We start from the raw sequence: 20,400 nt of genomic DNA, 5'->3' as shown, positions 1-20,400 counted from the left end.
TGGAGAAGCGCTCGCGGATCCACCACGAGCGGACTCCGCGCTGCGCATCCTGCCCGGATGCACTCGCCAGCTCGTTCATCCCCCCCTGGTCCCGGTTGACGTGGCCGTCGTGTGGCCTGGCCGGCCGTCGCCGAGCGTCCCTCGATCGGCGGGACTCGTCATGATCGCGGTCACGCGCCGCCCGGAGGATTCTCCAGGACGAGACATGTCCCTCGGGATGCTCGGCTCATGGGGTCGCCGGGCAGCGCCAGGTGTGCGGCGGCGGCCCGGGCCCGGGCCTCGGGCGTCTCCGCGTCGAGCCGCGGGATGACGCCCAGGCAGGGCGCGTCCAGGGTGCGTACCAGGGTGTCCAGGTTGTCCCGGTAGAGGGCCTCGTCGGCGGCGAAGTCGGGATCGACGAGATTGCCCACCCAGCCGGCCAGGCGAAGGCCATCGGCCCGCACCGCCTCGGCGGTGAGCCGGGCATGACTCAAGCAACCCAACTTCAGTCCCACCACCAGGATCACCGGCAGCTCGAGGCGCCGCGCCAGCCCGGCGAGATCCTCGGCGTCGTTGAGCGGCACCCGCCAGCCGCCGGCGCCCTCGATCAGCGTCAGATCGCGCCCCTCGTCCAGGGGGGCGGCGGCGTGGTCGACCAGTGCCGCCAGGGTCGGGCGCTCGCCGGCGCGCCGGGCGGCCAGGTGGGGCGCGATCGCCGGGGCGTAGGCGAAGGGATTGATGGTCGCGTAGGGCACGGCCGGCACGCTCTGGGCCTGGAGGGTGAGGGCGTCGATGTTGCGCAGCCCCTCGGGGGTGGGGTCGCAGCCCGAGGCCACGGGCTTCAGCCCCAGGGTGGTCAACCCCCGCTGCCGGGCCAGGGCCAGCAGGCCGCTGGCCACCAGGGTCTTGCCGGCATCGGTGTCGGTACCGGTCACGAAGTAGACGGCCATCTCAATGCTCCAGGGTCAGGGTCAGCAGGCGATAGGACACGGGCAGTCCCGCCTCCGTGCGAAGTGCCTCGTAGCGGCGGGTGGCTCGGGCCAGGTCGGCTCGGGAGAGCCGGGCACCGGGGCGGGCGACCTGGGCGCCCACGCCCTTGATCGAGGCCATCACCGCCGCGAGGTCGGGGTAGTGGAAGCGCTCGGTGCGCGATGCCACCGACACCTCGCGGAAGCCGGCCCGATGGGCGGCCAGCCGGTGGCAGGCCGCATCGCGGAACGCCAGCAGCGCGGCAGGGCGTCCCGGCCGCTCCCAGGCGCGGCCGACCTCGGCGAGGGTCCCCGGGCCCAGGGTGTTGATCAGGGCCCGGCCGCCGGGGCGCAACACCCGATGGATCTCGGCCAGCACGGCCTCCAGGTCGGGACACCACTGCAGGGCCAGGTTGGAGACCACCAGGTCGAGCTCGCCCTCGGCCAGCGGCAGCTCGGCGGCATCGGCGCATAGCCAGCGGATCCCGTGCCCGTGTCGACGGCGGGCCTCCTCGAGCATGCCCGGCGCCAGGTCCAGGCCATGGACCCGGCCGCCGGGGCCGAAACGTCGCGCCAGCTCGGCGGTCATCTCCCCCGGCCCGCAGCCCAGGTCCAGCACGGCGGAGGCCTGCGTCGGAAGCCGGTCGAGCAGCCGTTGCCCCATGGCCTGCTGGGCCCGGGCGCGCTCAGGGTAGTGGGGCGCGGCTCGGGAGAAGGCATGGGCGACGCGGGCTCGCCAGTCGCGATCGGCGACGGGGCGGTCGTCATGGCTCGGTAGGGCGGTCATGGCGAGTCCTCCGGGGCGGTGAGTCGTCGCTGGGGAGCCGCGGCGATGGCGGAGAGCGCCGCGGCCAGGCGTTCCGGCTGGCTGAGCATCGGACAGTGGCCGGCCCGGGGGATCCGGCGGTCGGCGGCCTGACGCACCGCCGGGGCCAGCAGGGGATCGGCCTCGCCCGCCAGCCGGTGGACCGGGCAGGGCGGCTGGGCGAGGCGCCGCCCGTTGTCCAGGCGAGCGAGCTGGGCGAGTCCTGCCGCCAGGGTGGTCCGGGGGGCGGGGGTGGCCTCGCCGAGGAGCGCGAGCAGCCGGCGGTGGGCCGATCGGGGAGCCGGCTCGCCGCGCAGCTGCCAGCGCAGGAAGTGGGCTCGGGTGGCCTCGGGATCGCGGCGGAAGGCGCCGCGAAAGGCCGCCAGGGCGGCCTCGTCGACGCCCTCGGGATGACAGAAGCGTTCGCCCATGCCGAGCAGCACCAGGGCGCGTGGCGCCGGCAGGTGGTCGAGCAGGGCGGTGGCCAGCAGGCCCCCCAGGGACCAGCCCACCCAGATGGCATCCGCCGGGAGGGCGTCCCGCATGGCGTGGGCCAGCGCCTCGAGGGAGTCGGGATGGGGCAAGGCGGGACGCGTGCCGTGGCCGGGCCAGTCGGGGGTATCGACGGCGAGGTCCGCCGGCCAATGCTCGTCCAGCGGTCGCCAGATGCGGGCATCGCAGCCCCAGCCGGACAGCAGCGCCAGCCGACTCACGGCGTGACCTCCCGGCGACAGGCGTCGAGCCCCTCGAGCAGGGCGTCCAGCGCCTCGTCGTCGTGGGCGGCGGAGAGGGTGATGCGCAGCCGCGCCTCGCCCCTGGGCACGGTGGGCGCGCGGATGGCGCCGACCCGGAGGCCGGCCTCGTGCAATCGGCCGGCCCAGCGCATCACCGTGGCGTTGTCGCCGAGCAGGATCGGCTGGATGGGCGTCGTGGATTCGGCGAGCGGCAGGCCGAGCGTCGCGGCCTCGCGACGGAAGCGGGCGATGCGATCGAAGAGCCGGGCGCGGCGCTCCGGCTCGGCGGCGAGGATGTCCAGGGCCGCCAGGGTGGCCGCCGCCACGCCCGGGGGCTGGGCGGTGGTGTAGACGTAGGGGCGGGCGAACTGGATCAGGTGCTCGATCAGCGTCTCGCTGCCGGCCACGAAGGCGCCGGCGCTGCCCAGTGCCTTGCCCAGGGTGCCTACCAGGATCGGGACGTCGCCGGGGCCGTGGGCCCGGCCCACGCAGCCGTCGCCGCGTTCGCCGAGCACGCCCAGGCCATGGGCGTCGTCGATCATCAGCCAGGCGCCGTGGTGCCGGCAGGTCCCGGCGAGGCCTTCGATGTCGGCCGTATCACCATCCATGCTGAAGACGCCGTCGCTGGCCACCAGGCGAGGGGCATCGCCCGGCGCGCGGGCCAGCAGGCGTGCCAGGTCATCGAGGTCGCGATGGTGGAAGCGCCGCGAGGGGGCGCCGGCGAGCCGGGCGCCGTCCAGCAGGGAGGCATGATTCAGGCGATCCTGGAAGACCGGGGTGTGGCGGTCGCACAGCGCCTGGAGGGTCCCCAGGTTGGCCATGTAGCCGGTGGAGAACAGCAGGGCCCGGGGGCGGCCGGTGAGCTCGGCGAGGCGATGCTCCAGGGTCTCGTGGATCGCCAGGTGGCCACAGACCAGGTGCGAGGCCCGGGCCCCGGCGCCGAAGCGTCGCGCGCCCTCGGCCTGGGCCTCGGCCAGCCGCGGGTCGGCGGCCAGGCCCAGGTAGTCGTTGCCGGCGAAGTCGCGCAGCGACGCGTCGGGCGCGAGGGTGGGGCGGTTCCGCCATAGCCCCTCGGCCCGGCGCGCCTCGGCCCGCGCGGCCAGGCGGCGTGACCAGCGCTCGTCCATGGCGTCAGGCCCCGGCGGCGTCGTAGAAGAGATCGCCGTCCCGACGGTCGCGGATGGCGGCTTCCAGGGCGGCCTCGGCCTGGCCGTCGTCGGCGCAGGTCTCGCGCTGTTCGGGATGCAGGCCGAGCTTGGCGAACAGCGCCCGGTCCCGCTCCACCTGGGGGTTGCCGGTGGTCAGCAGGGTATCGCCGTAGAAGATGGAGTTGGCGCCGGCCAGGAAGGCCATGGCCTGGGTGGACTCGGACATCTGCTCTCGGCCGGCGGACAGGCGCACATGGCTCCTGGGCATGAGGATGCGAGCCACGGCGATGGCACGGATGAACGTCAGCGGGTCCAGGTCCTCGACGTCCTCCAGCGGGGTACCGGGCACCTTGACCAGCATGTTGATGGGCACCGACTCGGGGTGCGGCTCGAGCCGGGTCAACTGCTGGAGCAGGGCGGCACGATCGCGGGGGGCCTCGCCCATGCCCAGGATGCCGCCGGAGCAGACCTTCATGCCGGCCTCGCGGACATTGGCCAGGGTCTCCAGGCGGTCGGCGTAGCTGCGGGTGGTGATGATCTCGCCGTAGTAGTCCGGGGAAGTGTCCAGGTTGTGGTTGTAGTAGTCGAGGCCGGCCTCGGAGAGGCGCCGGGCCTGGTCGGGATCGACCATGCCGAGCGTCATGCAGGTCTCGAGCCCCAACGCCTTGACCCGGCTGACCATCTCCATCACCACCTGGAGGTCCTTCTCCCGCGGGCTGCGCCAGGCGGCGCCCATGCAGAAGCGGCTGGCGCCGGCCTCCTTCGCGGCGCGGGCCTGTTCGACCACCTTCTCGATCTCGAGCAGCTTCTCCTTGTCGAGGCCGGTGTTGTAGTGCCCGGACTGGGGACAGTACTTGCAGTCCTCGGGACAGGCGCCGGTCTTGATCGACAGCAGGGTCGAGACCTGGACGGCGTTGGGATCGAAGTGGGCGCGGTGGACCTGCTGGGCGCGGAACAGCAGGTCGTTGAAGGGCAGCGCGAACAGCGCCTCGATCTCCTCCAGGGTCCAGTCGTGGCGAATCGTGCCGGGGGCGGCTAGGGTCAGGTCATCCAGGGGCGTATCGAGGGCGTGGGCAGGCATGGCGGGCTCGCTTATGGTCAACTTGTCGAGAATATGGCGGTTGACCGATAGGGTACGGGGCGCTGGCATCATGTCAACCTCGGCGAGAGGCGAGGTTGACGACTGGCTGCGTCACGCCCTGCCGGGACGCTGTGTCTTCTGTCTGGGCGACTGTCCGCCCGCTTCCGCCTGGTGCGAGGCCTGCCTCGATGACCTGCCCTGGAACCGGCCGGCCTGTCCGCACTGCGCCGAGCCTCAATCGGGCCGGGGGCGCGGACGGGTGTGCGGCCACTGCCTGCGGGTCCCTCCGGCCTTCGACGCCGCCCGGGCGCCGCTGCGCTACGAGGCCGAGGTGGCGAGGCTGATGCGGCGCTTCAAGTTCCATGCCTCGCCCCGGGCCGGGACGGTGCTGCTGGCGTTGCTCGAACGGGCGCTGGTCCAGGCCCCGCGTCCCGAGGCCCTGGTCGCGGTGCCCCTGCATCCGCGGCGGGCCCGGGAACGTGGCTTCGACCAGGGGCGCTGGCTGGCCGAGCGCCTGGCGGCCCGCCTGGACGTACCGGTGGTGGTGGCCCGGCGGCGTCGCGATACTCCCAGCCAGCGTGGCCTCGATCGTGCCGGGCGGCGGGGCAACCTGCGCGGGGCCTTCGAGGTGCCGACTCGCCTGCCGGCCCGGGTGGCCCTGCTCGACGACGTGATGACCACCGGCGCCACCCTGGATGCCCTGGCGCAGGGCTGTCGGCGCGCCGGTGCCGAGCGGATCGAGGCCTGGGCCATCGCCCGCACGCCCGCCGAGCTCTGGTAGCATGCGGGCTCGACCAACCGAGAGGAGCGCCCATGCACGACGCGATCCATCCCTTCGCCCGCCTCGAGCCCGCTCGGGTGGTGGCGGCGGTGGAGTCGCTGGGCTTCTGGCTGCCCGGCGAGCCCTTCGCGCTCAACAGCTACGAGAACCGCGTCTACCTGGTGCATGACGACGAGCGTCGGCGCTGGGTGATCAAGTTCTACCGTCCGGGTCGCTGGACCGATGCCCAGATCCAGGAGGAACACGATTTCCTGGCCGAGCTCGAGGCCGAGGGGGTGGCGGTGGCGGCGCCCTGGCGGGACGCGTCGGGGACCAGCCTGCATCGCCATGAGGGCTTCCGCTTCGCGATCTTTCCGCAGCTCCCCGGCCAGGCTCCGGAGCTGGAGAATCCCGCCCACCTCTTTGCACTCGGGGAGGTCCTCGGGGCCCTGCACGCGGTGGGAGAGCGCCGGTCCTTCGCCCATCGGCGGACCATGGACCTGGAAGGCATGGTCGAGGAAGCCGTCGTCGGGGTGCTGGGGAGCGGCTGGCTGGAACGCCGCCAACGCCAGGCCTACGAGCGCGTCACCGAGGCGCTCAAGCCACTGCTCGCCGCTCACGCCTGGCCGGCAGGGCGCGCCCTGCGCGTCCATGGGGATTGCCATCTGGGCAACCTGCTGGGGCGTGACGAGCACTTCGCCCTGGTGGACTTCGACGACTGCCTGATGGCGCCGGCGGTCCAGGACCTGTGGATGCTGCTCACCGCTCAGGACGAGGGCGAGCGGCAGATGCAGCTGTCCGAGGTGATCGAGGGCTACGAGCAGCACCGTGACTTCGATCGCGGCGAGCTGGCCCTGGTGGAACCCTTGCGGACCCTGAGGCTGCTGCGCCATAGCGCCTGGCTGGTGGCGCGCTGGGAGGACCCGGCCTTTCCGGTGGCGTTTCCCTGGCTGGCGGATGCCGGCTACTGGGACGCCCATGTCCGCCAGCTCGAGCAGCAGCGCCAGGTGCTCGACACCAATACCCTCTGGCTGGCCTGACGCCGGAACGACGCACGCCCCCGGTCGGGGGCGTGCGGATGCGCGGGCGGCCGGGCCTTATTCGGTCGTGTCGTCCTGTTCGTGCTGGCGGCGACGCTCGTTGATTTCCGCCGAGGGATTGGCCTGCTGTTCGATGCTGACGGGATGGGTCAGGGTCAGCATGAAGCGGTCGGCCGGTGTCAGGCGGCAGACGCCGTCGTCGCAGGCGGCGATGCCGAATCCGCCGTCGCTGTCGTAGGCGCCGGCGGTGAGCTCGCCGCTGTAGATCGCGCTGTCGCCGCCCTCGGCCTCGATACAGGTCAGGGCCTGGGTGGTCATGCGGATGCGCTCGCCGTCGCGCTGGGCGTCGCCGATCACCACGCAGTAGTCGGGAAGCTGGTGGGAGCCGGCACCATCGGCCACGGGGCGCAGGACCACGTCGGCCCGGCGCGGGGTTTCGGCGTCGAGGACGAGGTCGTCCACGACCTCCATCTCCACGCGGGCATCGGCAGGCAATTCCAGGGTGTCGCCCAGGGCGAGGCTCGGCAGGAGGAGCGCGGTGGCCATCAGCAGCAGGCTAGGGGTCTTGATCATGTCGGCTCTCGGGTGGCTTGGGCACAGCATGAAGGTGGCGTCACTCTACCACAGGGCGGGGCGCCGGGCAGCCGCCTGCCGGGGTGGCGCATCGCGACATTCTGTCACTGCCGATGGGGTCGCCGTCGGTACTGGCACTGCGTGCCCCTTCGCCATGCGCTAGAATTATCGCCTTCCCGATCCTTTTGCTTGTACACTGACCGGGATTTGTATAACTTTTCTATAGGGGTGTGGGCCGGGCCAGCGCCGACGCACCGACATCAAGACTGCATGGGGCCTGACCATGACCGATCGACTCGCCAACCACTATCGCCAGATCATCGAGGAGCTCGGGGAGAACCCCGACCGGGAAGGGCTGCGGGACACGCCGAAGCGGGCCGCCAAGGCCATGCAGTTCCTCAACCACGGCTATCACCAGTCCCTCGAGGAGATCGTCAACGGGGCGGTCTTCGAATCGGATACCGACGAGATGGTACTGGTCAAGGACATCGAGCTGTACTCGATGTGCGAGCACCATCTGCTGCCCTTCATCGGCAAGTGCCATATCGCCTACCTGCCTCGCGGCAAGGTGCTGGGCCTGTCCAAGTTCGCGCGCATCGTCGACATGTACGCCCGTCGCATGCAGATCCAGGAGAACCTCACTCGGCAGATCGCCGAGGCGGTCCAGCAGGTCACCGAGGCCCGTGGCGTGGCCGTGGTCATCGAGGCGCGCCACCTGTGCATGATGATGCGCGGGGTCGAGAAGCAGAACTCGAGCATGACCTCCTCGGTGATGCTCGGCGCCTTCCGCGAGCTGCAGAGTACCCGCCAGGAGTTCCTGACCCTGGTCCACGGCCGCTGAAGGAGATCGCCATGCCGATGCATGCCCTGGGCGATGCGCATCTCGACCACGACCTGGCGACGATACGCATCAAGAACCTCCGCCTGCGGACCCACATCGGGATCAAGGAGGAGGAAATCAACAATCGCCAGGATGTGGTCATCAATGCGGTGATCCGCTATCGCGCCGACCGGGCGGTCGCCTTCAACCACATCGAGCAGGCGCTGAACTATCGCACCATCACCAAGCAGGTCATCGCCCATGTGGAGGACCATCGGTTCCTGCTGCTGGAACGCATGACCCGGGAGGTCCTCGACCTGATCATGAGCTTCGAGCAGGTGCTCAGCGCCCAGGTGGAGATCGACAAGCCCCATGCCCTGCGCTTCGCGGACTCGGTCTCCATCACCCTGTCCGACTCCCGGGAGCCCCGCCCCCGGGCCTGAATGGCGGGACGCGCATGAGCGGTTGGCGTGTCGGGGAGCTTGCGCTTAGCATGAGGGGCAACCCTCACGAAGTCCTCACACGGCCAGGAGTCGACCATGGAAGCCCTGAAGGAAACCCAGCTCTACTGCCCCTTCGCCTATATCGACGGGAGCTGGGTCGCCGCCGATAGCGGCGAGCAGATCGATGTGATCAATCCGGCCACCGGCGAGACGATGGGCAACGTGCCGCGGCTGGGGCGTGCCGAGACGGAGCGAGCCATCGAGGACGCCGATGCCGCCTTGCCGGCCTGGCGGGCCCTGACCGCCCAGGAGCGCGCCGACATCCTGATGAAGTGGCACGACCTGATGCTCGAGCATCAGGACGACCTGGCCATGATCATGACCCACGAGCAGGGCAAGCCGCTCAAGGAGGCGGCGGGGGAGATCGTCTATGCCGCGAGCTTCCTGCGCTGGTTCGCCGAGGAGGCGCGCCGGATCTACGGCGAGACCGTGCCCGCCGCCAAGCCCCAGCAGCGCATCGTGGTCACCAAGCAGCCGGTCGGCGTGGTCGGCGCCATCACCCCCTGGAACTTCCCGGCGGCGATGATCACCCGCAAGGCCGGCGCCGCCCTGGCCGCCGGCTGCACCTTCGTGGTGAAGCCCGCCAGCCAGACGCCGTTCTCCGCCACCGAGCGCGCCCTGCTGGCCGAGCGGGCCGGGGTGCCGCGGGGCGTGTTCAACGTGGTGCCGGGACGCGCCTCGGAGATCGCCGCGGCCCTGACCGAGTCGCCGATCGTGCGCAAGATCACCTTCACCGGCTCGACCCAGGTCGGCCGCGAGCTGATGGCCCAGGCCTCGCGCCACGTACAGAAGATCTCCCTGGAGCTGGGCGGCAATGCCCCCTTCATCGTCTTCGAGGACGCCGACCTGGATGCCGCGGTGGAGGGGGCCATGGCGGCCAAGTTCCGCAACGCCGGCCAGACCTGCGTGTGCACCAACCGCTTCCTGATCCAGTCCAGCGTGGTCAACGCCTTCTGCGAGAAGCTGGCGGTGGCCATGAACAGCGAGCTGAAGGTGGGGGACGGCACCCAGGAGGGCATCAACATCGGGCCGCTGATCGACGACAAGGCGGTGGCCAAGGTCTCCGAACACGTCCAGGACGCCGTGGACCATGGCGCCGAGCTGCTGCTGGGCGGCCACCCCCATCCGCTGGGCGGCAATTTCTTCACCCCGACCCTGATCAGCGACGTCAAGGATTCCATGAAGGTCGCCCAGGAAGAGACCTTCGGCCCCCTGGCCGCGGTCTTTCCCTTCGAGGACGAGGAAGACGCCGTGAGCATGGCCAACGACACCGAGTACGGCCTGGCGTCCTACTTCTATTCCCGCGACCTGGGGCGCGTGTGGCGGGTCGCCGATGCCCTGGAGTACGGCATGGTGGGCATCAACACCGGCCTGATCTCCAACGCCGCCGCGCCCTTCGGCGGCGTCAAGGCCTCGGGCCTGGGCCGTGAGGGCGGCCACCAGGGCCTCGAGGAGTTCCTCGAGACCAAGTACCTCTGCATCGATCTGGGCGCCTAAGCGCCGAGCTACAAGCGCCGAGCTACAAGCGCCGAGCTACAAGCGCCGAGCTACAAGCGCCGAGCTACAAGCGCCGAGCTACAAGCAAAACCCCCGAAGGTGGAAGCCTTCGGGGGTTTTGCTTTTGCGCAGTCCGGGATCAAGCTGCTGACTTGCAGCTTGCAGCTTGCAGCTTGCAGCTTGCAGCTTGCAGCTTGCAGCTTGCAGCTTGCAGCTTGCAGCTTGCAGCTTGCAGCTTGCAGCTTGCAGCTTGCAGCTCGCCGCAGGCGTCAGTGCCTGAAGTGGCGCATCCCGGTGAACACCATGGCGATCCCCGCCTCGTTGGCGGCGTCGATCACCTCCTGGTCGCGCATGGAGCCGCCGGGCTGGATGACCGCGGTGATGCCGGCCTTCGCGGCGGCGTCGATGCCGTCGCGGAAGGGGAAGAAGGCGTCGGAGGCCATCACCGAGCCGGGCACCGAGAGGCTCTCGTCGGCGGCCTTGATGCCGGCGATCTTCGCCGAGTAGACGCGGCTCATCTGGCCGGCCCCCACGCCGATGGTCTGGCCGTCCTTGGCATAGACGATGGCGTTGGACTTGACGTACTTGGCCACCTTCCAGGCGAAGGCCAGGTCGCGCATCTCCTGCTCGGAGGGCACCCGCTCGGTGACTACGGTCAGCTCATCGCGACCGACCATGCCCAGGTCGCGGTCCTGGACCAGCAGCCCGCCGGTGACGCGCTTGAAGTCGTGGGCATGTTGACGCTCGCCGGGCCAGTGGGCGCTGATGTCCAGCAGGCGCACGTTCTTCTTCTCGGCGACGATGTCCCGTGCCTCGCCCTCGACTCCGGGGGCGATGATCACCTCGACGAACTGGCGATCGATGATGGCGCGGGCGGTCTCGGCATCCAGGGCGCGGTTGAAGGCGATGATGCCGCCGAAGGCGCTGGTCGGGTCGGTGGCGAAGGCCTTGTCGTAGGCCTGCAGCGGGGTGGCGCCCACCGCCACGCCGCAGGGGTTGGCGTGCTTGACGATGACGCAGGCGGTGTCGGTGAAGGTCTTCACGCATTCCAGGGCGGCGTCGGTATCGGCGACGTTGTTGAAGGACAGCGGCTTGCCCTGCAGGGTCTCGGCGGTGGCCACGCTGGGCTCGCGGCAGTCGGCCTCCACATAGAAGGCGGCGGCCTGGTGAGGGTTCTCGCCGTAGCGCATGGCCTGCTTCTTGTGCAGCTGCAGGTTGTAGGTGCGCGGGAAGCCGTCCTCGCCGCCTTCGACCCGCTGGCCGAGGTAGTCGGCGATGGCGGCATCATAGCCGGCGGTGTGCTCGAAGGCCTTCACCGCCAGGTCGAAGCGGGTCGCCTGGTCGATGCCGCCCCGATCCAGCTCGCCGAGGACGCGGGAATAGTCGCCGGCGTCCACCACGATGCTGGTGTAGGCATGGTTCTTGGCGCAGGCACGGACCATGGTCGGGCCGCCGATGTCGATGTTCTCGATGGCGTCTTCCAGGGTGCAGTCGGGACGGGCCACGGTGGCCGAGAAGGGGTAGAGGTTGACCACCACCATGTCGATGGGGGCGATGTCGTGCTCGGCCATCACCGCATCGTCCTGGCCGCGCCGTCCCAGGATCCCGCCGTGGATCTTCGGGTGCAGGGTCTTGACCCGGCCGTCCATGATCTCGGGGAAGCCGGTGTGCTCGGAGACCTCGCCGACGGGAATGCCGTGTTCCTGCAGCAGGCGGAAGGTGCCGCCGGTGGAGAGCAGCTCGACGCCCCGGTCGCTGAGGCCACGGGCGAAGTCGACGATGCCGGTCTTGTCCGAGACGCTGATCAGGGCGCGGCGAACCGGGGTAATGGTGGAGACTTGGGACATGAGGGTCACTCTGTTACGGGCGTGGGCATGGATCGGTCGAGGGACAGGCGAGGCCGCCCCGGGGGCGGCCTCGCGTGGTCAAATCAGGCCATAGTGCTTGAGCTTCTTGCGCAGGGTGCCCCGGTTGAGGCCCAGCATCTCGGCGGCGCGGGTCTGGTTGCCCTGGGCGTGCTCCAGCACCGAGGCCAGCAGCGGCGCCTCCACCTCGGCGATCACCATGGCGTGGAGATCGGTCACGGTACCGCCGTCCAGGTGATCGAAGTAGCGGCGCATGGCGGCCTCGACGGCTTCGCGCAGGGGCATGTCGGTGACCGATCGGGGACCGGCTCCCTCCGCGGCCTTGGTCAGGTCGCGGGAGGCGCGGGCATCCAGCTCGGTCAGCGCGGGGTTCTGGTCAACGGCTTGGCTGCTGGTCATGCGGCACAGGTTCCATCCGGCGTCACGGCCCGGGCCACGCGGGCAGGCGCCATGGCGGGGTCGTGACGAAAGAGTTCGTCGATGAAGCGGCACTGGGCAGCGGCACTGTCCAGGCCATTGAAGGTGGCGCGCAGGGCGCGGCGTGCGGCCTCGTCGAAACGGGCATCCCCGGCCAGGTACCAGCCGAGGTGCTTGCGGGCGATGCGCACGCCCATGTACTCGCCGTAGAAGTCATGCAGGGCCGCCAGGTGGCCCCTCAGCACCGACGCGCGCTCGGCATCGTCGGGGGGCGCCAGGCGTCCGCCGTGCTGCAGGTAATGGTCGATCTCGCGAAACAGCCAGGGGTTGCCCTGGGCGGCGCGACCGATCATCACGGCATCCGCTCCAGTATAGTCGAGGACCCGGCGAGCCTTCTCGGGGGAATCGATGTCCCCGTTGGCGAACACCGGCAGGTCCACGGCGGCCTTGATGGCGGCGATGGTGTCGTATTCGGCCTCGCCGCCATAGCGCTGCTGGCGGTGGCGGCCATGGACGGCCAGGGCCTGGATGCCGGCCGCCTCGGCGAGACGGGCGACGCGCACGCCGTTGTTGCTCTCGGCGCACCAGCCGGTACGAATCTTGAGCGTCACCGGGATGTCCACGGCGCCTACCACCGCGTCGAGGATCTCGCCCACCAGGCCTTCGTCACGCAACAGGGCCGATCCGGCGGCCTTGTTGCAGACCTTCTTGGCCGGGCAGCCCATGTTGATGTCGATGATCTCGGCGCCCATGGCCGCGTTGAGGCGCGCCGCCTCGGCCAGCATCTCGGCATCGCCGCCGGCGATCTGCACGGCCCGGGGACCGGGCTCTCCGCGGTGATCCATGCGCAGCCGCGACTTGCGGGTATGCCACAGCCTGGGATCCGAGGTCACCATCTCGCCCACCACCAGGCCTGCCCCCAGCCGCCGACAGAGCGCCCGGAAGGGGCGGTCGGTGACGCCGGCCATGGGGGCCAGGATCACCCGATTGGGCAACCGGTGGCGTCCGATGCGTGGCAGGGGGCGAGAGTCGGTCATGGTCGGGCTCGATGGCTCGAAGGGGGACATATCATACGCCCCCCGGTGGCTGCGGTGAAGGTGGCGTTCGGTCGCGTCAGGCGGAGTGTCGCCCAGCGGAGTGCCGCCCAGCGGGGCGATACCCGGTCAAGCGAACCCAGCCCTCGCGCACCTCGGGCTCGTCCATGACCAGGCCGCGGTCGCGATAGGCATCGAGGACCGCCTCGGCCTGGCGCTCGAGGATGCCCGACAGGGCCAGGCGCCCGCCCGGTGCCACCCGACCGGCGATCTCGTCGGCGAGCTCGACCAGCGGCCCGGCCAGGATGTTGGCGACCACCAGCGGGAACCGAGCCCCGGCCTCCAGCCGTTCCGGGTAGCAGAGCCGGAAGTCCGCCTCGGGTACGGCATTGCGCTCGGCGTTGTCGCGGCTGGCGGTGAGCGCCTGGGGGTCGATGTCGGTGCCCGTGGCGTGTCGCGCCCCGAGCTTCAGGGCGGCGATGGCCAGGATGCCCGAGCCGCAGCCCACGTCGAGTACCTCGATGTCCTCCAGGGCGCCGGCCGAGGCCTGGCCATCGAGCCATTCCAGGCACAGTGCCGTGGTGGGGTGGGTGCCCGTGCCGAAGGCCAGGCCCGGGTCGAGGTGCAGGTTCACCGCCCCGGGGTCCGGGGCCTCGTGCCAGCTGGGCACGATCCACAGTCGCTCGCCCATGCGCAGGGGAGCGAAGTCGTCCATCCAGGCGCGTTCCCAGTCCCGGTCGTCGAGCAGCTCGTGCTCGATGGTCGGGCAGGGTTCCCCGGGCACGGCCTCGGCCCAGGCGGCCGCGAGCCGCTCGAGCATGGCCGAGAGCCCTTCGAGGTCGTCGTAGAGGCCGGTGAGCACCGTCTGGTCCCAGAGCGGGGTGGTGCCGCGTTCGGGCTCGAAGACCGGCTCGTCATGGGCGTCCTGGAGGGTGATGGCGGTGGCGCCTTCGGCCAGCAGGAGCTCTTCGAGCAGTTCGGCCTGTTCCGGAGCGATGCGGGCCTTGAGTTGCAACCAGGGCATGGGAGGCTCCCGAGATGGATGGGGAAAGACGACGGGGCGGCAGGTGCCGCCCCGTGGGGGAGAGTCGGGCGGGGATCAGAGCCCCAGCTTCTTCTCCAGGTAATGGATATTGACGCCGCCCTGCTGGAAGTAGCCGTCGCGGACCAGGTCCTTGTGCAGGTCGGTGTTGGTCTTGATGCCTTCGACCAGCAGCTCGTCCAGGGCGTTGCGCATCCGGGTCAGGGCCGTCTCGCGGTCGTCGCCCCAGGTGATCAGCTTGCCGATCAGGGAGTCGTAGTGCGGCGGCACCGAATAGCCGGTGTAGACATGGGAATCCATGCGCACGCCGAGACCGCCCGGCGGATGATAGAGGGTGACCTTGCCCGGCGAGGGCATGAAGGTCCTGGCGTCTTCGGCGTTGATGCGGCACTCGAAGGCGTGGCCCCGGAGCTCGACCTGGTCCTGGGTGATCGACAGCGGCAGGCCGGAGGCGATGCGCAGCTGTTCGCGGACGATGTCCACCCCGGTGACCATCTCGGTGACCGGATGTTCCACCTGGACCCGGGTGTTCATCTCGATGAAGAAGAACTGGCCGTCCTCATAGAGGAACTCGAAGGTGCCGGCGCCGCGGTAGCCGATCTCGATGCAGGCCTCCCGGCAAGCCTCGAGGACCTTGCCGCGCGCCTCGGGGTCGAGGGCGGGGGCGGGAGCCTCCTCGATGACCTTCTGGTGGCGACGCTGCAGGGAGCAGTCGCGGTCGAAGAGATGGATGGCATTGCCCTGTCCGTCGGCCAGCACCTGGACCTCGACGTGACGCGGCCTCTCGAGGAACTTCTCCATGTAGACGGTGCCGTCGCCGAAGGCCGAATGGGCCTCGGTGCGGGTCACGGTCACCGCGGAGAGCAGGTGCGCCTCGGTGTGCACCACGCGCATCCCCCGTCCGCCGCCCCCGGCGGCGGCCTTGATGATCACCGGGTAGCCGATGCGCCGGGCGGTCGCCAGGATCTCGCCCTCGTCATCGCCCAGCGGGCCATCGGACCCCGGCACGGTGGGCACGCCGGCCTGCTTCATGGCCTCGATCGCACTGACCTTGTCGCCCATCAGGCGAATGGTCTCGGCCCGGGGGCCGATGAAGGTGAAGCCCGAGCGCTCCACCTGTTCGGCGAAATCGGCGTTCTCGGAGAGGAAGCCGTAGCCGGGATGGATGGCGCTGGAGTCCGTGACTTCGGCCGCGCTGATCAGCGAGGGGATGTTGAGGTACGACTGCGCCGAGGCGGCGGGACCGATGCATACGGCTTCGTCGGCCAGGCGAACGTGCATCAGCTCGCGATCGGCCTTGGAATGAACCGCGACGGTCCGGATGCCCAGCTCCTTGCAGGCGCGCAGGATGCGCAGGGCGATCTCGCCGCGATTGGCGATGAGAACCTTGTCCAGCATGAGGGAGTCCGTCTGGTGGAATGGGAAGATCAGGAGAGGACGACCAGCGGCTGCTCGAACTCGACCGGCTCGCCGTCTTCGACCAGGATGGCCTCGATCACGCCGTCACGGTCGGCTTCGATCTGGTTCATCATCTTCATGGCCTCGACGATGCAGATGGTCTCGCCCTTCTTGACGCTCTGGCCGACCTCGGCGAAGGGCTTGGCGCCCGGCGCCGGCGCGCGGTAGAAGGTGCCCACCATGGGGGACAGCACCTCATGGCCCTGGTAGCCGGGCGCCTGGTCGGCGACCGGGGCGGCGGGCTCGGCCGCCGGCTGCGGTGCCGCGGCGGGCTGGGCGGGGGCCTGGGTCGGGGCGGCCGGGGCGGGTGCCTGGGGATAGGCGGCGCCGTTGGGATGGCGGCTGATGCGCACCGATTCCTCGCCTTCCTGGATCTCGATCTCGCTGATGTTCGACTCTTCCAGCAGCTCGATCAGCTTCTTGACCTTGCGGATATCCATATGACGTGTCTCGATCGGGTGGATTCTGGGGTGGCGGCCGGCGCTGTCAACCGGGGCCAAGTTGCCATAGATCGCGGCAAGATGGCGTCTCTTGCCGCCTCTATCGCCTTCGAAAGCGGTGTCGGCGGAGTTTGCCGAAAATCCGTGTCGATGTCCAGCGGGGGCGAACAGCGTTCGCTCGGGACCCGGTCGTCTCAGCCTTGCCGTTCTCCGAGCCAGGCCTTGACCCCCTCGAGGTGGCCGGCCAGGCGGTCGGCGTCGACCTCGCCCTGGATGCGAGCATCGCGCAATTCCCGGCCGCCGTCGAAGAATAGCAGGCTGGGCGGACCGAACAGGGCGTAGTGCTCGAGCAGGGCGCGGCTGCCGGCGTCGGTCTCGGTGACGTCCACCTCGATGCGCCGGAAATCGGCCAGGGGGGCGGCCACCGCCGGGTCGGGGAAGACCTCCCGCTCCATCACCTTGCAGGAGATGCACCAGTCGGCGGTGACGTTGACGAAGGCCGGTCCCGAGCCGTCGCTCAACGCCGTCTCGAGTTCCGGCAGGGTCCGCACGACGCGAATGTCGCGAACCGGGGCCTCGGCGCCGGTCGACGCCGGGGACGGGGAGGCGGCCAGCGGCCGCAGCGGGTCATGCGCGCCCCGGGAGGCACCGATCACCAGGGTCACGCCCCAGGTCAGCAGCAACAGGCCGGCGGTCTGGCGGACCCGGGGCCAGCCCCGCGGCGTGTTCCAGGTCAGGGCGCCGAGCGCGAGGGCCGCGCCGATGGCGAGGGTCGCCCAGAGCAGCAGGGCGAGCGGGGCCGGCACCAGGCGCTCGATCAGCCAGACGCCGATCCCCAGCAGGAGGAAACCGAAGGCGGTCTTGACCCCGGTCATCCAGGCGCCGGTGCGTGGCAGCAGGCCGGGGCCGAGGGTGCCCACCAGCAGCAGGGGGAGTCCCATGCCCAGGGACAGGGCGAGCAGGGCGGCCCCGCCCATCAGGGCGTCGCCGGTGGAGGAGATGAAGACCAGGGCGCCCGCCAGCGGTGCGGACACGCAGGGCGAGACCACCAGCACGGACAGCGCCCCGGCCAGGGCCAGGCCGGCGGGGCCGGCCTGCTGGGCCCGGGCCTGCCAGGCATCGATGCGGCCGGCGAGCCGCGGGGTCAGCCGCAGGTCGACGGCGCCGAACATGGCCAGGGCGAAGAGGACGAAGAGGGCGGCGAAGGCGATCAGTACGGGCGCCGACTGCAGCCGCGCCTGGAGGTTGAGGCCGGCGCCGAACAGGCCCATCAGCACGCCGACGGCGGTATAGGTGGCGACCATGCCGGCCACGTAGCTGGCCGAGAGGAGCAGGGCGCGTGGCCGACCGGGCCGCTGGCCGACGATGATCGACGACAGGATCGGCACCATGGGCAGCACGCAGGGAGTGAAGGTCAGCCCCAGCCCGGCCAGCAGGAACAGGCCGAGGACCACGGGCAGCTCGGCCTCGCGGATCAGGGTGCTGAAGCGACCATCCTCGCTGACGGGCGCCGCGAGGCCGGGGCGGGGCGAGGCCCCCTCCGCGCCGATCGCGCCGGAAGCGTCGGCCCAGCCGGCGAAAGCGGCCGGCGGCGATCCCTGGGGCGCCACGAGGGTGACGCGCTCGGGCGGGTAGCAGAGCCCGGCATCGGCGCAGCCCTGGAAGCCCAGCGTCAGGGCCAGCGGACCGGAGGCCTCGCCCTCGAGGGGGACCGCGAAGACCACCCGGTCGTAGAAGACCCGCACGTCGCCGAGGAACTCGTCGGTCTTGGCCTCGCCGGCCGGCAGGCGAGGCTCGCCGAGGGCGATGTCGTCGGCCTCCACGTTGAAACGGTGCCGGTAGAGGTAATAGCCCTCGGCGTTCTCGAAGCCGACCATGAGGGTCTCGCCGTCGTGCCAGGCGCTGGGCTGGAAGGCTTCCTGCACCGGCAGGAAGTCCGCCTGATCGTCGCCGAACCACTGGGCCTGGGCGGCCAGGGGAAACAGCAGGAAGGCGAGCAGGGAGAGCAGGCGGCGGGCGTACGACACGGGGCTTCCTTTCTTCACGGCGAACGGGGGCGCGTTTGAGACTCGCATGATGGCATGGGGTTCCACGGCAGGGGCCGCTATGATCAGATGCTGGGGCGTGTTCACGATAGCATGTACCACGCACGGGAACGGTGAGCGTTCTGGTCGAGGCGGCCTCGGCGATGCTTGGCGCAGCCGAGCGAGCCTTGACCCTAGGATATCGCAGCGGCGGGGGCTCTGTGGATGCCCGCCTTCATGGCCGGGGCGCGCCCGATCGTCGCGCCCCGGTCGGACATCGATAGGGAACAGGGATCATGGTGTTGAAGCGAAAGTCGACCGAGAGGCGGCGCAAGCGGGTCGAGGCGCTGGAGCGCCCGCAATACGGCTGGATCTGGAAGCCGCTGCTCGCGCTGGCCGGCCTCTACCTGCTGGTGGCCCTGGGACTCGGCGTCTGGTGGAGTCGCACGCCGCCGGCCTTCGAGGTGGAGGCGGTCGCCGAGCACCCGGGCGGCGCCGATGCCGGTCATGGCGCCGCGACCCTGGCCAGCCTGATGGCCCTGGTCGAGACCCTGCTCGACAAGCCCGGCGGCTATCTGCGCAACGACATCGCCCCGCCGGGACTGTGGCTCGACAACATGCCGGCCTGGGAGCTCGGCGTGCTCAGCCAGGCGCGTCGCCTGAGCGGGGCCCTGCCGGCGATGACCGGTGACGATGCCGTGGCCCTGGCGCGCGTCCAGGAGCAGCTCGCGGGAGACAGCACCGACTGGTTCTACCCGTCCACCGAGCACCGCCTGGAGCAGGCCCTGATCGGTCTCGAGGGCTACCTGGGGGAACTCTCTTCCGGCGAGGCGGCCTTCGGCGACCCGGGGCAGGGCGTCGCCCCCTGGCTGTCCGGCGTGGCACGCGGGCTGGATGACCTGGGGCGCCGCCTCTCCGCCAGCGTCGGCAGTCCCGAGGCCCTGGCCGACCTGGACCTGGAGGCCGAGGGGCTTCCCCGGGAGACCCCCTGGTACCGGGTCGACAATGTCTTCTTCGAGGCCCGGGGGCAGACCTGGGCGTTGCGACAGCTGCTCGTGGCGCTGCGCCACGACCTGGCCGACGCGCTGGAGGATGCCGGCGAGCTGGGGCGCCTGGACGCCCTGGTCGCCGAGCTCGAGCGCAGTCAGCGCCGGCTGTGGAGCCCCGTGGTGCTGAACGGCTCCGGTTTCGGCATCTTCGCCAACCATTCCCTGGTGATGGCCAATCATGTGTTGCGCGCCCGTGACCTGACCCGGGAGCTGGCACAGGCGCTGTCGCGGCCGTCCGCACCGGAAACGGTCGCGGAAGGTGCCGCCGAGGAAGCTCCTGCCGCGCCGGCCGAGTCGCAGGCGGCACCCCGGGAGGACGCCGAGCAATCCCCGGCCACGCCGGAAGCGGCGCGCCGGGAGGGTGAAGAGCAAGCCCCGGCCGAGCCGCAGGCGGCGCCCCAGGAGGACACCGAGCAATCCCCGGCCACGCCGATGGAGACCACCGAAGGCGTCGAAAAGGCGCCCGCCCTGGGCGCCCCCGAGGCCCGCTGAGCCATCGACGCGAAGGGGCCGCCCCGGTGGGCGGCCCCTTCGCTCCGTCAGGACGATCGGTCCCGGGGAATCAGGCCTTGTCGTAGGCGGCGGCGGCCTTCTCGATGGCCTTGCGGGCGGCCTCGACGCCCTCCCAGGATTCCACCTTGACCCACTTGCCCTTCTCGAGGTCCTTGTAGTTCTCGAAGAAGTGGGCGATCTGCTGGCGCAGCAGCTCCGGCAGGTCGGTGACCTCCTGGATGTCGTCGTAGAGGCTGGAGAGCTTGGGATGCGGCACGCATACCAGCTTGGCGTCCTCGCCGGCCTCGTCGGTCATGTTGAGGATGCCCACGGGACGGGCACGGATCACGCTGCCCGGCTGGACCGGATAGGGGGTCACGACCAGGGCGTCCAGGGGGTCGCCGTCATCGGCCAGGGTGTGCGGGATGAAACCGTAGTTGGCCGGATAGAACATCGGGGTGGCCATGAAGCGGTCGACCAGCAGGGCGCCCATGTCCTTGTCGATCTCGTACTTGACCGGCGCATGATTGGCCGGGATCTCGATGGCGACATAGACGTCGTTGGGCAGGTCCTTGCCGGCGGGAATGTTGTCGAAGTTCATGAGCGGGTCCTTCTCAGGCGGATGACCGTGTCGGGTGGAAAATCCGCCGAATTATACGAGCCCGCCCCGG

20 protein-coding genes are annotated in these 20,400 nt (G+C 70.5%); 6 read left to right on the top strand and 14 right to left on the bottom strand.

What is annotated here, in order from left to right:
• Nucleotides 1–170 precede the first annotated feature (170 nt).
• Genes bioD through bioB form a run of 5 tightly spaced genes read right to left on the bottom strand, consistent with a single transcriptional unit; the run spans nt 171 to nt 4,715 of the window.
• Nucleotides 171–929, bottom strand: a complete 759-nt coding sequence (gene bioD, locus BEI_RS11090; protein WP_097789590.1) for a dethiobiotin synthase — start codon at nt 927–929, stop codon at nt 171–173.
• A 1-nt stretch (nt 930) separates the two neighbouring features.
• Nucleotides 931–1,734, bottom strand: coding sequence for a methyltransferase domain-containing protein (locus tag BEI_RS11085; RefSeq protein ID WP_097789589.1), 804 nt, complete (start codon nt 1,732–1,734; stop codon nt 931–933).
• Nucleotides 1,731–2,465: an alpha/beta fold hydrolase gene (locus BEI_RS11080; protein ID WP_097789588.1), complete on the bottom strand. Its 735-nt coding sequence runs from the start codon at nt 2,463–2,465 to the stop codon at nt 1,731–1,733. The genes BEI_RS11085 and BEI_RS11080 overlap by 4 nt, the downstream gene beginning before the upstream one ends.
• Complete coding sequence (gene bioF / locus BEI_RS11075) at nt 2,462–3,613, bottom strand: 8-amino-7-oxononanoate synthase (protein WP_097789587.1); 1,152 nt, start codon at nt 3,611–3,613, stop codon at nt 2,462–2,464. The genes BEI_RS11080 and bioF overlap by 4 nt, the downstream gene beginning before the upstream one ends.
• Nucleotides 3,614–3,617: 4 nt before the next feature.
• Nucleotides 3,618–4,715 (bottom strand): biotin synthase BioB, encoded by a 1,098-nt coding sequence (gene bioB, locus BEI_RS11070; protein WP_193765099.1) that lies wholly within the window; start codon nt 4,713–4,715, stop codon nt 3,618–3,620.
• 70 nt (nt 4,716–4,785) lie between these two features.
• Between bioB and BEI_RS11065 the strand changes: the two genes are divergently transcribed.
• A complete protein-coding gene (locus BEI_RS11065) occupies nt 4,786–5,496 on the top strand; it encodes a ComF family protein (RefSeq protein ID WP_193765098.1) in 711 nt (236 codons plus the stop codon).
• 32 nt (nt 5,497–5,528) lie between these two features.
• Nucleotides 5,529–6,515, top strand: a complete 987-nt coding sequence (locus tag BEI_RS11060) for a serine/threonine protein kinase (RefSeq protein ID WP_097789586.1) — start codon at nt 5,529–5,531, stop codon at nt 6,513–6,515.
• Nucleotides 6,516–6,572: 57 nt separating this feature from the next.
• Here BEI_RS11060 and BEI_RS11055 read toward each other — a convergent pair whose 3' ends face one another.
• Complete coding sequence (locus BEI_RS11055; RefSeq protein WP_097789585.1) at nt 6,573–7,088, bottom strand: TraB/TrbI/VirB10 family type IV secretion system protein; 516 nt, start codon at nt 7,086–7,088, stop codon at nt 6,573–6,575.
• Nucleotides 7,089–7,371: 283 nt separating this feature from the next.
• Here BEI_RS11055 and folE point away from each other — a divergent pair, with 283 nt between their 5' ends.
• The 3 genes from folE to BEI_RS11040 all read left to right on the top strand — a co-directional run bounded on the left by folE (nt 7,372) and on the right by BEI_RS11040 (nt 9,908).
• Nucleotides 7,372–7,929: a GTP cyclohydrolase I FolE gene (gene folE / locus BEI_RS11050; protein ID WP_097789584.1), complete on the top strand. Its 558-nt coding sequence runs from the start codon at nt 7,372–7,374 to the stop codon at nt 7,927–7,929.
• 11 nt (nt 7,930–7,940) lie between these two features.
• On the top strand, nt 7,941–8,351 hold the full coding sequence (folX, locus tag BEI_RS11045; protein ID WP_097789583.1) for a dihydroneopterin triphosphate 2'-epimerase: 411 nt from the start codon (nt 7,941–7,943) through the stop codon (nt 8,349–8,351).
• 96 nt (nt 8,352–8,447) lie between these two features.
• The gene (locus BEI_RS11040) at nt 8,448–9,908 is read left to right on the top strand and encodes an NAD-dependent succinate-semialdehyde dehydrogenase (protein ID WP_097789582.1); all 1,461 of its coding nucleotides are present in this window, start codon (nt 8,448–8,450) and stop codon (nt 9,906–9,908) included.
• 269 nt (nt 9,909–10,177) lie between these two features.
• On the opposite strand, the gene purH is transcribed toward BEI_RS11040, so the two are convergent.
• The 7 genes from purH to dsbD all read right to left on the bottom strand — a co-directional run bounded on the left by purH (nt 10,178) and on the right by dsbD (nt 18,191).
• Nucleotides 10,178–11,755: a bifunctional phosphoribosylaminoimidazolecarboxamide formyltransferase/IMP cyclohydrolase gene (gene purH, locus BEI_RS11035; RefSeq protein ID WP_097789581.1), complete on the bottom strand. Its 1,578-nt coding sequence runs from the start codon at nt 11,753–11,755 to the stop codon at nt 10,178–10,180.
• Nucleotides 11,756–11,833: 78 nt separating this feature from the next.
• Nucleotides 11,834–12,172, bottom strand: a complete 339-nt coding sequence (fis, locus tag BEI_RS11030; protein WP_097789580.1) for a DNA-binding transcriptional regulator Fis — start codon at nt 12,170–12,172, stop codon at nt 11,834–11,836.
• Nucleotides 12,169–13,227 (bottom strand): tRNA dihydrouridine synthase DusB, encoded by a 1,059-nt coding sequence (gene dusB, locus BEI_RS11025; RefSeq protein ID WP_097789579.1) that lies wholly within the window; start codon nt 13,225–13,227, stop codon nt 12,169–12,171. Before dusB ends, fis begins: the two co-directional genes overlap by 4 nt.
• Before the next feature lie 76 nt (nt 13,228–13,303).
• Nucleotides 13,304–14,248 carry a 50S ribosomal protein L11 methyltransferase gene (gene prmA, locus BEI_RS11020; RefSeq protein WP_097789578.1) on the bottom strand — a complete coding sequence of 315 codons (945 nt, stop codon included), beginning with the start codon at nt 14,246–14,248 and terminating at the stop codon, nt 13,304–13,306.
• Nucleotides 14,249–14,323: 75 nt separating this feature from the next.
• On the bottom strand, nt 14,324–15,664 hold the full coding sequence (gene accC, locus BEI_RS11015) for an acetyl-CoA carboxylase biotin carboxylase subunit (RefSeq protein WP_097789577.1): 1,341 nt from the start codon (nt 15,662–15,664) through the stop codon (nt 14,324–14,326).
• A gap of 29 nt (nt 15,665–15,693) precedes the next feature.
• Nucleotides 15,694–16,164, bottom strand: a complete 471-nt coding sequence (gene accB / locus BEI_RS11010; protein WP_097789576.1) for an acetyl-CoA carboxylase biotin carboxyl carrier protein — start codon at nt 16,162–16,164, stop codon at nt 15,694–15,696.
• A 194-nt stretch (nt 16,165–16,358) separates the two neighbouring features.
• Nucleotides 16,359–18,191, bottom strand: coding sequence for a protein-disulfide reductase DsbD (gene dsbD, locus BEI_RS11005; RefSeq protein WP_227644449.1), 1,833 nt, complete (start codon nt 18,189–18,191; stop codon nt 16,359–16,361).
• Between the two features lie 293 nt (nt 18,192–18,484).
• Here dsbD and BEI_RS11000 point away from each other — a divergent pair, with 293 nt between their 5' ends.
• Nucleotides 18,485–19,729: a DUF2333 family protein gene (locus BEI_RS11000; protein ID WP_097789574.1), complete on the top strand. Its 1,245-nt coding sequence runs from the start codon at nt 18,485–18,487 to the stop codon at nt 19,727–19,729.
• Between the two features lie 70 nt (nt 19,730–19,799).
• Here the strand turns inward: BEI_RS11000 and ppa are convergent, their stop codons facing one another.
• Nucleotides 19,800–20,330: an inorganic diphosphatase gene (gene ppa, locus BEI_RS10995; protein WP_097789573.1), complete on the bottom strand. Its 531-nt coding sequence runs from the start codon at nt 20,328–20,330 to the stop codon at nt 19,800–19,802.
• Nucleotides 20,331–20,400: the final 70 nt, after the last annotated feature.

The sequence above is a fragment of the Halomonas beimenensis genome (genome assembly GCF_002549795.1).
Taxonomy (GTDB): Bacteria; Pseudomonadota; Gammaproteobacteria; order Pseudomonadales; family Halomonadaceae; genus Halomonas; species Halomonas beimenensis.
The sequence above is the reverse complement of the archived record's forward strand: the minus strand, read 5'-3'. Positions and strand labels throughout refer to the sequence as shown.